At 53.8% G+C, this 13,553-nt stretch carries 12 protein-coding genes; all 12 read right to left on the bottom strand.

Going from position 1 to position 13,553, the window contains the following annotated elements; all coding sequences use genetic code 11:
• Positions 1 to 8: 8 nt before the first annotated feature.
• Positions 9 to 1,763 carry an aspartate--tRNA ligase gene (gene aspS, locus KGZ92_08150; protein MBS3889239.1) on the bottom strand — a complete coding sequence of 585 codons (1,755 nt, stop codon included), beginning with the start codon at positions 1,761 to 1,763 and terminating at the stop codon, positions 9 to 11.
• Entirely contained in the window at positions 1,760 to 2,938 is a 1,179-nt protein-coding gene (gene hemZ / locus KGZ92_08145) for a coproporphyrinogen dehydrogenase HemZ (GenBank protein MBS3889238.1), read from the bottom strand. Before hemZ ends, aspS begins: the two co-directional genes overlap by 4 nt.
• Complete coding sequence (locus tag KGZ92_08140; protein MBS3889237.1) at positions 2,932 to 3,543, bottom strand: MBL fold metallo-hydrolase; 612 nt, start codon at positions 3,541 to 3,543, stop codon at positions 2,932 to 2,934. The genes hemZ and KGZ92_08140 overlap by 7 nt, the downstream gene beginning before the upstream one ends.
• 14 nt (positions 3,544 to 3,557) lie before the next feature.
• The gene (dtd, locus tag KGZ92_08135; GenBank protein ID MBS3889236.1) at positions 3,558 to 4,007 is read right to left on the bottom strand and encodes a D-tyrosyl-tRNA(Tyr) deacylase; all 450 of its coding nucleotides are present in this window, start codon (positions 4,005 to 4,007) and stop codon (positions 3,558 to 3,560) included.
• A complete protein-coding gene (locus KGZ92_08130; protein MBS3889235.1) occupies positions 3,973 to 6,147 on the bottom strand; it encodes a bifunctional (p)ppGpp synthetase/guanosine-3',5'-bis(diphosphate) 3'-pyrophosphohydrolase in 2,175 nt (724 codons plus the stop codon). Before KGZ92_08130 ends, dtd begins: the two co-directional genes overlap by 35 nt.
• A 221-nt stretch (positions 6,148 to 6,368) precedes the next feature.
• Positions 6,369 to 6,881: an adenine phosphoribosyltransferase gene (locus tag KGZ92_08125; protein ID MBS3889234.1), complete on the bottom strand. Its 513-nt coding sequence runs from the start codon at positions 6,879 to 6,881 to the stop codon at positions 6,369 to 6,371.
• Complete coding sequence (recJ, locus tag KGZ92_08120; protein MBS3889233.1) at positions 6,881 to 9,106, bottom strand: single-stranded-DNA-specific exonuclease RecJ; 2,226 nt, start codon at positions 9,104 to 9,106, stop codon at positions 6,881 to 6,883. The genes KGZ92_08125 and recJ overlap by 1 nt, the downstream gene beginning before the upstream one ends.
• 3 nt (positions 9,107 to 9,109) lie before the next feature.
• A complete protein-coding gene (locus tag KGZ92_08115) occupies positions 9,110 to 9,400 on the bottom strand; it encodes a LapA family protein (protein MBS3889232.1) in 291 nt (96 codons plus the stop codon).
• A 53-nt stretch (positions 9,401 to 9,453) separates the two neighbouring features.
• Complete coding sequence (locus KGZ92_08110; GenBank protein MBS3889231.1) at positions 9,454 to 11,130, bottom strand: VWA domain-containing protein; 1,677 nt, start codon at positions 11,128 to 11,130, stop codon at positions 9,454 to 9,456.
• Positions 11,127 to 12,479, bottom strand: coding sequence for a magnesium chelatase (locus tag KGZ92_08105; GenBank protein ID MBS3889230.1), 1,353 nt, complete (start codon positions 12,477 to 12,479; stop codon positions 11,127 to 11,129). Before KGZ92_08105 ends, KGZ92_08110 begins: the two co-directional genes overlap by 4 nt.
• An 80-nt stretch (positions 12,480 to 12,559) precedes the next feature.
• Positions 12,560 to 12,964, bottom strand: a complete 405-nt coding sequence (locus tag KGZ92_08100) for a hemerythrin family protein (GenBank protein MBS3889229.1) — start codon at positions 12,962 to 12,964, stop codon at positions 12,560 to 12,562.
• Positions 12,965 to 12,976: 12 nt separating this feature from the next.
• Entirely contained in the window at positions 12,977 to 13,381 is a 405-nt protein-coding gene (locus KGZ92_08095) for a hemerythrin family protein (protein ID MBS3889228.1), read from the bottom strand.
• Between the last annotated feature and the right edge of the window lie 172 nt (positions 13,382 to 13,553).

Below are 13,553 nucleotides of genomic sequence, written 5' to 3'. Positions count from 1 at the left end.
AGTTGCTCTTACCGAGACCTTAGTTTAAGCTCCTGCAGTAGACTTTCCGGCACAACATTAGGTGCATTGGTCATCAGGTCCTGCGCGGCCGTGGTCTTAGGGAAGGCAATGCAGTCGCGAATGCTGTCTCTGCCAGATAACAGCATTACTAAGCGATCTAAGCCTAGGGCAATGCCGCCGTGGGGCGGTGTACCATACTCAAAGGCCTCCAGCAAGAAGCCAAATTTGTCCTGGGACTCTTCGCTAGAAAGACCTAGGCACTGAAACATTTTCTCCTGCAGTTCGCGGCGATGGATACGAATGCTGCCCCCACCTAGTTCTACACCGTTTAACACCAGATCATAGGCTCTCGCTCGCACTTCACCGGGGTGCGAGCTCATTTTTTCTTCGTCCTCAGGCAGTGGAGAAGTAAAGGGGTGATGGCAGGCGATGTAGCGATTGCTGGCCTCGTCAAATTCAAGGAGAGGGAAGTTGACTACCCAGAGAAACTTAAGCAGGCCAGGGGTCTTAAGGCCCAGTCGGTCGGCTAAGTGCTGCCGCAAGGCACCTAGGGCACTGAGGGCCGTCTTCTTCTTATCGGCCACAAAGAGCAGGAGGTCTCCTTTTTCCCCTGCTAGGGCGGCGACAAGCGCAGCTACTTGCTCGGAGGTTAGAAATTTGGCGAAGGATGACCGTGGCCCGTTCTCATCTAGCGCCATGTAAGCTAGTCCCCTGGCGCCGAATTTTGCTACGAATTGCGTGAGCTCGTCTATGTCTTTGCGGCTGTAATTCGCGCAGCCCTTGGCATTAATAGCACGGATTGTGCCGCTCTTCGCGGCTTCGGCGAAAACTTTAAACTCTGTATGGGCGAAGAGCGCCGTGACATCGACAATTGGTAGCTCGTAGCGTAAATCTGGTTTGTCTGAGCCATAGCGCTCTAGCGCCTCGTCGTAGGTGAGTCGGGGGAACTCGAGGCTGGCACCATTAATGCCGAGAGTCCTGGTGCAGATGTCGCGCATCATGTCTTCGGTGAGAGAATGTATGTCTTCTTCGTCGACGAAAGACATTTCTAAGTCTACTTGGGTAAACTCGGGCTGACGGTCAGCGCGCAAGTCTTCGTCGCGGAAGCAGCGCGCTAGCTGAAAATAACGGTCTAGCCCTGCCACCATGAGCAGCTGCTTAAATATTTGGGGTGATTGTGGCAAGGCGTAAAATTCACCCGGACTGACGCGGCTAGGCACGATGTAGTCGCGCGCTCCCTCAGGGGTGGAACGCGTTAACATGGGCGTCTCTACCTCTAAGAAGCCCTGGCTATCTAAGAAATTACGCACTGTTTGCGCTACTTTGTGGCGTAAAATGAGACTGGCCTGCATTTCAGGTCGTCGTAAATCTAGATAGCGATACTTAAGGCGCAGGCCCTCGTCCACCTTGATATCCGGCTGAATATAAAAGGGAGTAGTTTTGGCCGCGTTGTGAATGATGAGCTCTGTGACGAACACTTCGATTTCGCCAGAGGCTAAGTGCCGATTGATGCCCTCAGGAGGCCGTTTTTGCACGGTTCCCACCACTTCGATGACGAATTCACTGCGCAAAGTCTCGGCCTGACGAAAAACTTGTTCGCCTTGGGGGTCAAAAACTAACTGCACAATACCGCCAATGTCCCTCAGGTCTGCGAATATAAGACCGCCGAGGTCGCGCCGCTTAGCAACCCAACCAGAGAGATGAACTTCTTTGCCAACTTGCGCCAAGGAGAGCTCTCCCGTGCGGGAACGAGGCAATTTCATAATTTACTCCTCCACTCACTTAGTAGTCTGCCCTTTTCTGCCACTAGTTGGGGCAGGCGATCTAAGTACATTTTAGCATCTTTAGGGTTGGCGTGACGTTCCCACTCGGTGGTCTTTAAGGGAAAGATGCTGGTGGCCCCAGCGCCCACGCCGATAATCGTCTGGCTCTCGCCGATAATTAGCATGTTGTAAAGACATTCCTTGCCTGGCCTAGCCCAGCCGATGTTTTCAAGTCCTGCTAAAATCGCACGCTGGCGATAGAGATAGTAGGGCCGGAGCCCCCTCTGGCGCAGCATCTCTGTCGTTAGGTCACTCGCCATGTAGGCCTCGGTGTCATCCATCGTCTGCCAAACTTCGCCTCCACCAAAACGTGAAGCGCGCTTCCTCGAGAACATGTGCAAAGTGACACTATCGGGAGCGAGGTCGAGCACCTCGGCCATGCTGTACCTGACGGCTTGGGCATCTTCCCCGGGCAGGCCGACGATAAGGTCCATGTTGATATTGTCAAAGCCCATAGTTCGGGCCAAGGCGTACTTTTCGCGCACTTGCTCTACCGTATGAGAGCGCCCAATGGCCGTGAGAGTTGCGTCATGCATGCTCTGGGGGTTTATGGCGAGACGAATGTCTCGCGGTAGTATATCGAGCTTCTCTGCCTCCATGGTGTCGGCGCGCCCCGCTTCTACAGTCAGCTCAAAAGCAGACTCCCACAGCGGTAGTGCCCGCACAGCCGCAAGCAAGCTTGACAGCTCTCTAGGTGCAAGTGTGGTTGGTGTGCCACCGCCAATGTAGCAGGTAGCGACTTTGAGACCTAGCTGGCGGAGCTGTGTGCCAAGAGACGAAATTTCATGTACTAGGCCCTCACAGTACCTCTCGAGCTCAGCACGACGATACTTGTCGAGGCTGTGGGAGGCAAAACTGCAGTAGGCACAACGTGAAGGACAAAAGGGAATGCCTATGTAGAGAGAGACAAGGTCCTGCGTAGCGGCAAAGGGCGCAAGCAGTTCGCGCTGCAACAAGGCCACTTCAACTAAGAGTTTGGCCCGCAAAGGGTCTACCTCGCGCTCTAGGCACAGGCGATGAACTACCTCGCGCGGTGCGAAGCCTAATGCTAGCATGTGGTCGGCCAATTTACCTGGCCGAACGCCGACTAGTGAACCGTATAGTTTCTTCACCAAAGGCGATTATGCACCTTCTCCTCCGCGATAGTGGTGCTAGGACCATGCCCTGGCAAGACTAGCGTATCATCTGGCAATTCCTTAAGGCGTAGCAGAGACTGCCTGAGTACTTGCGCATTGCCACCCAATAAGTCCGACCTACCGATACTCTTCGCGAAAAGAGTGTCTCCGGAGAACAAGACCTTGAGTGAGGCGCTATAGTAGCAAACCGAACCCGGCGTGTGCCCAGGTGTTGCCAGCACAGTGAAGTTTGATCCGGCAATGTCGATACTGCTTTCGGGGATTAGCTCTACATCAAGCGTAATAATCTCTTTTAAGCCTAAGTACATAGCTACTTCGTCATTAACTCGACCCAGTAAGTATGAATCGGCGCTGTGTCCATAAATGCGTGCACCTGTAGCACGCTTTAACTCCATAGCGGCGGCGACATGATCGGCATGACCATGAGTAAAGTAGATGCTGTCAAGAACTGCTCCCTCTTCGCTCAGGTAAGCAAGGCACAGGTCACTGTCCCCGGCAGGGTCTATTACCGCTGCCTTACCCTCATGCAGGAGAAAATAGGCATTAGTCTGCAGCTTGCCCAAAGCCAAACTCTCAATCTTCACTATGATTCCCTCCCCTAAAAAACTTTTTCGCTGTCTAGTAAGATGGTTACAGGGCCGTCATTGACAAGCTCGACCTGCATCATGGCACCAAAAGAACCCGTGGCTACCACGATGCCCCGGGCCCGAAGCCCCGCGACAAATTCATTGTACAAGGGTATGGCAACTTCGGGGCGAGCCGCACCGTCAAAACTCGGTCGCTTGCCGCGGCGACAATCGCCGTGCAAAGTGAATTGAGAAACTGCCAAGACCTCACCTTGAATCTCTGCCAAGCTGAGATTCATTTTGCCAGCCTGATCGGCAAACACCCTAAGTCCCGCAATTTTTTCTATCAAGTAGGCGACATCACTCCCGGTATCGTTCACGCCTACACCAAGCAGTACGACCAAGCCAGCGGCAATTTCACCGCTTAGTTCCCCATTGACCAGTACTCTAGCCCTTGTTACTCGCTGTACCACCGCCCGCACCGACATCGTCTCCTTTAGTCAAGATACTGGTAGCACGCTTAACGCTAAGAGCATCCCGAATTTTGTGTAGCTTGGCTAAGACTCTCTCGCAATGCGCTAAATCACGAACGACAATGGAAAAGTTAAAATGTGCTTCTTGATCTTTGGTAGTGCGCGCCTTTAGCGACGTAATGTTCGTCTTTATCTCAGCCAGCGCCTGAATAACATCCTGCAAGAGCCCCGGACGATCCATGCCCACAAACTCTATGCGAACCTGGTAGGACGCCTGGGTGCGAGAACCCCAGGCGACGTTAATCAGTCGTTCGCTCTCGCGCTGCAGACTAGGCACATTTGGACAGTTACTAGTATGCACCGATACCCCTCGCCCGCGCGTCACAAAACCAATGATTTCGTCGCCCGGCAAAGGGCTGCAGCAACGTGCAAATTTAACTAGGGCGTTATCTAGACCAACGACCTGCACTTCCACCGCGGCGAAGGGCTGCTTGGTCAGCTCAACCATCGAGACAGGCTCTAAGGCTACCGGGCCTCTATCTTTAAGGTACTTGGCGATGAGTTTATTGGCGATGTGCATGGCACTGACACCGCCATGACCGAGATTAGCCAGCATGTCATCTACAGAAATGTAGTTTTGCTGGGCGGCGATATCGCTCAAATACTTGTCCAACAGAACTTCCTCTGGAGGGTAATTCTGTCGCCGCACCTCCTTGGTGAGTAGCTCGCCGCCACGCTCGACATTCTCCGCTTTCTGCTCTTTTTTGAACCATTGGCGTATGCGGCTGCGTGCCCCCGGGGTGCGCACCAGCTTAATCCAGTCGCGACTCGGTCCGTTGGCTTGCTTGGTAGTCACGATCTCCACGATATCGCCCGTTTTGAGCTCGTAGGTTAGGGGCACGATACGACCGTTTACCTTAGCCCCTACACAGCGATGCCCGATATTGGTATGTACACGGTAGGCAAAATCTATGGGGATCGAACCTACAGGTAAATCCACAACATCGCCCTTAGGCGTAAAAACGAAGACTTCATCTGTAAAAAGGTCAATCTTGAGTCCTTCAACGAACTCTTCGGGGTCCACTAAATCTTTTTGCCATTCAATAAGTGAGCGCAGCCATGCCAACTTGGTCGATAGCTCCCTCTCCGGCTTACTACCCTCTTTGTAGGCCCAGTGGGCAGCCACACCGTGTTCGGCGATGCGATGCATCTCCTGTGTCCTAATCTGGAGCTCCAGCGGCGTGCCCTGCTCTCCCACTATGGTGGTGTGGAGACTTTGGTACATGTTAGGCTTAGGCGTCGCGATAAAATCCTTGAAACGACCAGGAATAGGTCGCCAAATGCTGTGGATGATGCCAAGCACACCGTAGCAGTCTTTTACGGAGTCCACAATGACCCGCATGGCTACTAAGTCGTAAATTTCTTCAAAGCTCTTGCCGGACTGCATTTTGCGGTAGATGCTGTAAAAGTGTTTTGGCCGCCCCTGTATCTCGGCGACAATATCCACCTCGCGCAAATGCTGCTGTAGGGTGGCGCGAGCGCGGTTAATCACTTGCTCTCTATCCTGCCGCTTGGTGGCTACGCGCTCCGCTACATCCTCGTAAGCCGCGGGCTCTAGGTAGCGAAAGGCAAGGTCTTCTAGCTCCCACTGCATGCGACTGATGCCGAGGCGATGAGCGAGTGGCGCATAAATGTCGAGCGTCTCTTTGGCGGTCGGCTTTTGCCGCTGGGGGGGACGAAATTTAAGCGTGCGCATATTGTGCAGTCTGTCGGCCAACTTAATCAAGATTACCCGCACATCTTCGGACATGGCTAGGAGCATTTTGCGCAAATTTTCGGCCTGCTGCTCCTGTCGGTTCTTAAACTCGAGGCGACCTAACTTGGTCACGCCGTCGACAAGCTTGGCGACGCGCGGGCCAAATTTCTCCGCCACATCAGAAAGACTAACATTGGTATCCTCAACTACATCATGTAAAATGGCAGCGCAGATGCTCTCCATATCGAGCTGTATATCAGCCAAGATTAAGGCTACCGCCAAGGGGTGAGAGATATAGTCCTCACCAGACTCACGCTTCTGCCCAACATGAGCACTGTCAGCAAACTGAACAGCCCGCGCGAGCAAGCTAAAATCTGCCCCGGGGCTGTACATATTGATTCTGTCTGTCAATGCACCGTAGTCTAGAGCCAAGCTACTCGCCGTTCCTTTCCCAAATAGACCCAACTACGACGAAGGAAGGCGACAGAGGGGACGTTGCGACAGAGGGGACGGTTCCTTTTGTCGGGAATTATCGACAAAAGGAACCGTCCCCTCTGTCGCTGATCTGTCGTAAAGCGTCCCCTCTGTCGCAAAGTCCCCTCTGTCGAATGCCGCTAGTACTTGATTAAAGAATGAATGGGGTACCCCGAAAGAAGGTCGCGCCCCTTTAGTTCTGTGAGTTCGATCAGAAAGGCCACGCCGACCACAACGCCACCGAGACCCTCGACTAAGTCGACGGTAGAGCGAATCGTGCCCCCCGTAGCCAGAAGGTCATCTACCACGAGCACACGCATGCCAGGAGAAATGGCATCCTCGTGAATCTCGAGGTTGTCTTCGCCATACTCTAGGGTGTACGAAGCGCGCCTAGTCTTGCCCGGCAGTTTGCCAGCTTTTCTCACCGGAATGAAGCCCTTACCGAGTGAATAGGCCAAGGGTGTGCCCATAATAAAACCGCGTGCCTCGGGGGCAACAATGAGATCGAAGGTTGTTCCGGCACACAATTCTGCTAATTGGTCGACAGCCTGCCTAAAGGCTGGTCCGTCCTGCAGCAAGGTAGTGATGTCCCGAAATAGAATGCCAGATTTAGGAAAGTCAGGTATCGCGCGTATTTTGGCGGAGAGGTCGATCACAGTAAAGCCTCCTTTTCCCATGCTTGCAAGGCATTAAAAGTTGGTGATTGCCCGAGTTCTTGCTTGGTGCCCACTACCGGGCAGTGGGTCAGTGTGACTTGCCCCAAGTAATGTTCATATGTTAGCAAGCTAAGTTCCGCAAAGATCTGTAGTGCCGCGGCACAGACGCTGTGGGCGGCCGCTAAGGGCAGGGAATGGGCTCGCGCAAAGTCGCCCACAGAAAACGACGACCGCGTGGCCAGGTAACGATAGTAAAGCATCAGGCTAGGCCTTTTAGGCACTAGGACCTGCTGCGACATGTTCCCATTATACACTAAATCGCTATCAGCCGCATAGGTCTTGCTTCCTGGTGGGAGTTCTGGCTCGCGCCGCCACCGCGGCGTAACCACATAGGCCGTGTCAAGGTCGTCTAAGTTGAGGGCAGGTTGCAAAGAGACTTCTCCCCCTTGTACTTTGAGTATCAGTGGCACAAAGAGATGTGCGGGAACAAAGAACGCGCCCTGGGTTGCCGCGCTTAGTCGCGCGAAACGATAATCGGCCATGTAGGGCAGGTCCACAAGCCACCATTCTTTGCCGACAGCAAAGTCTTGCAGGTGAAGAGAAACTTGGGCTTTGCCCTGGTACTCATCGAGACTAGGGCGAAAGGCTACGCGCACCCTCTCGCCAACGACCAGTTCATCATAGCGGGCAGCCTGATTAAACATCACGGCCGCGGTGTTCCCACCGCGCGAGTTAGCCAGGAGCAACCGCAGGTGCTGGCTTTCTTTGCCGACTCGCCGCTTGTCGGCCACGACGATCGGTTGCGAGGCAAAAATTGGCTGGGAATTGCCCACCCCAAAGGGTGCTAGGAGGGCGATATCGGCAATCAGGCGTTCGGAAACATCCTCGGGCGAGATCTCCGCTTGAACCGTAAGCTTGGGGATGAAGTAGTGGGGTGGAATTTCACCCGCTAAGGCCAAGAAGGCGGCACGAAAAGCCTCCCACTCCGCAAGTGATAAAGAGAGACCGGCGGCCATAGGATGGCCCCCGCACCGCAGGAGCAGGTGCTCACAGCGCCGCAGAGCGGCAATAAGGTCAAACCCAGGTATACTGCGGCCAGAGCCACGCAGGGCACCCTCTTCGTCTTGGCAAAGGAGGATAGCGGGTCGATGAAAGCGCTCGACGAGGCGAGAAGCAACAACACCGACCACACCTGGTGACCAATGGGGGGCATACAAGACGAGGGCCGGAGAATTGGCCTCGACCATGGCTAAAGCCTCCGCTAAGATTTGTGCCTCGAGGCGCTGTCTGGCGCGATTAAAGTCGTCAAGTTCACGCGCTAGCGCTTGTGCTTTAGCCATGTCTTGCGTAAGCAATAGTTGTAGAGGCAGAACGGCATCTTCCAAACGACCAGCGGCATTTAAACGCGGCGCGAGCATAAAGCCTATACTTCCCGCAGTCACACTGGCCGGCTTGACCGCGGCAACTTCCATCAGGGCTTGAAAGCACAGCCGTGGAGACGCCAGCGCTTCTAGGCCTTTCTTGACATAGAGGCGGTTCTCCCCAACTAAGGGAGCTACGTCGGCGACAGTGCCCACCGCCACGTAGTCAAGGTAGGCTCTCGCCTCTTCGCCCAGCAAGGCGCACGCCAATTTGTAGGCGACACCTACACCCGCCAGACCCTTGAAGGGGTAGGTGCAATGGGGGAGCCTCGGGTTTATGAGCGCCAGCACGACAGGCAGTTCTGCGGCCGGAGTATGATGGTCGGTGATAATTAAGTCTAGGCCTAGACTGTGTGCGAGCTTAGCTTCTTCTACCGCCTGCACACCGCAGTCCACTGTTATTACTAGGGAAATACCATTCTCTGCGGCCATCGCCAGACTGTCCTTTTGCAGGCCATAGCCCTCGGCGCGAGTGGGAATGTAGACTTGTGGCCGCAGCCCGAACTGGGTGAGTGCCAAGAACAATAGCGCTGCGGAAGTTATCCCATCCGCATCATAATCCCCATGAATGAGGACTTTTTCTTTTCTCTCGCGCGCCAGTTCGAGGCGCTTAACAGCCATGGCCATGTCACTGAACAAAAAGGGATCATGCTCGTTGCCATAATCAGGATAGAGAAAGGCCTGCAGGGAAGCGTGGTCGCGCACACCACGCGCCCAAAGAATATTCTCAACCAAGGGGTGAAGCCCACTCTTTAAAGTGGTCTCACTAGCCTGTGCAGCAATGTTCTCCCATCTATACATTTATCATTTGGCGTCCTTTTGCTGTTCTGCAGGGGGCACAAGCACCTGTGGGGCATGCTGGGCGAGTTCGCGTTCCAGGTCGCGAATGCGTCCTCGACAAAATAGTATTTTAGGCAGGGAGAAGAGTACCCCCACGGTGATGCCTAGGGTAAATAAACCGATAATCACGGCTGCCAATGGTACTTCGGCAAAAGTAAAACCGAGAAATCGCACCGCCACAAGGGTAGAGTTTTCTAGGGCGAATAGGGCCACGACAAGGGCAAGTACGGAGAAGAAAACAAGTTTTATGGGCACGATAAAACCCCCCGCTATCTAAGTTGTTGTACTTATTTCAGCGGGGGTCAGCGTTATTCCTGCTTTTCGCGCACCACTGCCCTACGCTCGGTAAGGACAATGCCCACCAGCTGCTCTGGCGTGATTTCGTCAATAATATACATGCTACCCTGCGCAACTTGGCACAGCTTACGCAAGACTTCTTGGTTAGGCAAAAGTCCAATACAGCACAGATTAATTCCCTCTTGTCGTATAGATCGGGCTACCTCCATGGCATCCTCCACAGGGTCTCCGCTCTTTTGCGATATAGTGGGGATGCCATCGGTAATGACTACCAGCAGGGACTCTTGTTTGCGCGAGTGCTGCTGCAAGTATGAGGCCGCCTGCATAAGCCCCTCTGCTAGGGGTGTTAGACCTAGAGGAGTAATGCGACCTAGCCCCTCCCTGAGCAGGGAGCGGTTACGGGTAAAGGGTACGGCGAGCGTTGCTTTGTTCTCCTGAAAGTAGATCACCCCTAGCCTGTCTCTGGTAACTTGCAAGAGGTGCGAGGCCAGAACTTTAGAGGCTTTCATGCGTTGTCCCAACATGCTTGCTGAGGCGTCGAGCAAGAGCAAGATATCGCAGTGACCGCGCGCTAGCGGCTTCACGTAGCGGAGATGTCGCGCCCTAACCCGCCACTTCTGCCCTTCGAGAACTGTTTGACGCAAGCTCTCCACCAACGTGGGCACTAGCGCTAGAGTTTTACCAGCTGACTCTGCCTTTGCCACGAAGGTTTTTTTCTCTCTGCCCCATCTCTCTGCGACTATAGCCCCTCGTCCGCGCCCGACCCTAAGTTGTGGCCTGAGGTCGCTCTCAATTTGACGCCCACACCGCTTAAGAAAATCGGCCAGCTCATAACCTGACTCTGTGAGCGCATACATGCCCTGCTCTTCACGCCAGTAGTTGTAGCCAAGGAGTTTTTTCGTAGCCTCGTAGGGCAGGTTGCGGCGTCCTAGCACCGCCTTGCGGCCGACAGGTGCGGCTAACATTAATAGCTCTCGGAGAGCGAGCGGGTCATCTACATCCTCTAGCAGATCGGCAATGTCTAGGCAACGATGCTGGTAATTGTCTAGAGTAGCATCCGCCGCCATGTTTCTCTGCTCGCGCAAGAAAGAGTCACTGTAAGAGCTGTAGGCCATGGAGTCGTAACTTACGTGATTTTTGCTCGTCTCGTGCACAATACTCTCAACCTGGCGTAGCTCACTGCCCAGGCTTAGAATAGCTCGTTCAACCTGTTCGACCACGAAAAACACGAGGGCAAAGTCTGGGGGAGAGAGACGTAAAGTGAGGTGAACGTGGTTCTCATGCGCCCTCTTGTCCGAGCCATGCTGGCCATAGATGAGTTTGCCCGTGATACGACCCCCCCCCAAGCCACTCTGCAGGTCAATGAAGTCGGCGAGGTTGATGCCCACAGGCAGTAGCTTGGCGTGGCGATACATCGCCACGCCCTGCCTAGCGGCCTTCGCCAAGGAGTGGGGGTCAAGACGTGCCAAGGCATGAAAAATGTCTATGTGCACGATTTCCCCCGCGTGACCACGTTTGTAAAATGTCTGGCCGGCGTCTCTGCCTGTGATAATAAACACGGTGGCAGGATTTGTGGGGTCGAGAGTGTGCACTTTAGTGCTCACGACTGCTGTCTCACCCACTCTACAACCCTCCTCGCGCGCTAGCAGCATGCTGAGCTGTCGAGACGAGGCAAAGTAGTCTTTCACGGGAGCAAATCTCCCTGGCTCTTCACTTGTTCAACTCCGGGAATCTCAACTAGTTGGCGGGCAGCAAGGGGAGGAGCCACGCTGCCAAGCCCGCTACCCGCGTGCACAGGGCCAACCCTGCCAGGAATATCTACATGGCGGTAGGCGCCGTGGTACGGTGCGCTAGACTGCGAGACATGAGGCCCACCTGGAGAATGCGGGTTAGCGGACTTAAAAACATCGCGCAGGCGCGCCATAAAGTTTGGCGGACTGGCAGCTTGTTCAGCTACGTTTGACAAGGCCTTTTGCTGCTCTTTGGCGAGAGTGAGCGGAATGCTGTTCATTTCGGCGACAATATCTGCCAACACTTCAGGTCGCACACGGTGTCGCAGAGCCAGTGTCAAGCCGGCCACGATGTCCACTTTTTCGACGCCATGCCCTCCCCGATAGGCGCAGTGCATGCGCGCCGCGATTAAGATCGCTTCTGCGGCTCGCACACTCTCAATGTTGCGTTCTATGTATAGCTTGGCTACTAACTCGATGGCCGCACTCGGTATGACAATACCATCGGTCTTGGTGAAGGGCTCTCTTCGCCAAAGTTTCCGCTCTTCGGCAGTTGGTAAGCCCTCTCCTAGCATGCTGCCAGGCAGTCTTTGCGAGAGCATCAGAATCTGGCTGAGGGCCTGCGCGTCAGAGGGCGCTTTGACCCCCACCGACAAATCGAAGCGATCCGCCAGTTGACGACGAATGGAGTCTAGCGGGCCAGGATCTTCATCTGGATTTGAGGCTGCCCACACAGTTACAGTTAGCGGCAGCTCAACTTTGGGTAGTCCTACCTCTTCTATTTGTAGACGGCCTGGCTTGGTGCCCATCACATCGAGTAACACGTCGGCAATTTCTGGGTTGGTGTCAACGAGGCGGTTAATCTCGTCCACCAGCACCACCCCGCGATGTGCTTGGGCCAATGTGCCAGGCAGCAACGCTGCTTGTGGTCCTTCTTGGCGTGTGAGGCGTGCCAAGTCGATGCTACCAACGACGGTGGCTACTTTGGCCCCATGTGATATCTCCAAGAAGGGCATGGGAATGACCTCGACACCAAGACTTTTTAGACTCTGCTGGCCCATGTGTCGATGCTCTGGGCAATGTGGAGCCTCAGGTGCACAGTTGTAGAGACATCCGCTCACTCTGACTATCTCTCCGCAGATTTGCCTGGCTGCTCGTAGTATGGTCGTCTTGCCTGTGCCCCGCAAACCCTCCGCATGCAAGTGGAGCGGCGTACTGCTCTCTGCAGCGAGAATAGATAGCTCTACCGCGGTAAAGAGCGACTGATTTTCGCGATGTCGCACCAGTTGCCCATAAGACTTAGACAAAAAAACACCTCCCATGCAATCAATTCTCTTGCTAGTATTCACTGGCAGGCGAGAATTCATGAGAGCTGGGAAGTGGTGGTTTAGAGTTTAGTACGTAGGTAGGCCCCCATGGCTTTGTCGGTCTTGGTAACATGGTCGATCAACCAGGCGACAACAGTACGGTTGATCTGAATTGTCAGCGGCAGGGTGGCCCCGCTTTCTGAGAATTGTACTTTGAGAGCATTGAGGGTGCGCAGAAAGTTATCGTGCTCGCTCTTGTGTGCTGTGTAGTCTGGGTAGGCGTACTTTCTCTGCAGCTCTTCCTCCATTTTAAAATGTTCCACTGTATACCCGTCAAGAAAATTTATAAGGCTGCCGACTTCGGCTTTTCCCTTGCCTTTGTTACAGGCGTCTATCAAAATATTGAGTCGCTCTATGATTTCTTGATGTTGATTATCTACTTCGGCGACACCAACGGAAAGATCACTCGACCATTTTAGTGCCATAGTTATGCCCTCCTATCGCTTACTCTGCAAATATGTGCCCAGTTCTTTGTCAACCTTACTAATATGGCTGGTCAGCCAGTCCACTACCGTCTTGTTGACGGTAATGACGAAAGGCAGGGTTGGCCCGTGCTGTGCTAACTGTTGGCGCAGGTTAGCTATGTTTTGCAGATACTCCGTATGCAGAGCCTTATGCTGAACGTAGCCAGGATAACCTGAGTTCTTTTGCAGTTTTTCTTCATCGCGGAAGTGTTCTCCCACATACGCTTCTAAGAAATCGATCATGGGCTTAACGGCATCCTTGCCTTGACCTTTACTGCAGGCTTCGAGCAACTGCCCCATACGGTTAAAAATTTCTTGATGCTGTTTGTCTATCTCTGCTACCCCGACCGCCAAAGTTTCATTCCACTTAATTGGCATATTGTTCCCTCCCCTTGTCTCTCTGCAAGATATATTCTATGTCTGACTGGCCATACCTGCAAGTAGCGCTAGGTAAGTAGTTAACTTCGTTTAACACAAGGCCAGCGCGCTCTTAACTTTGTGCTGACAAAATATTTTATTGTGATTTTGGTCACGTAAAAGATGACAGCTC

This window comes from Bacillota bacterium, from assembly GCA_018333655.1.
Taxonomy (GTDB): Bacteria; Bacillota; UBA994; order UBA994; family UBA994; genus BS524.
The sequence above is the reverse complement of the archived record's forward strand: the minus strand, read 5'-3'. Positions and strand labels throughout refer to the sequence as shown.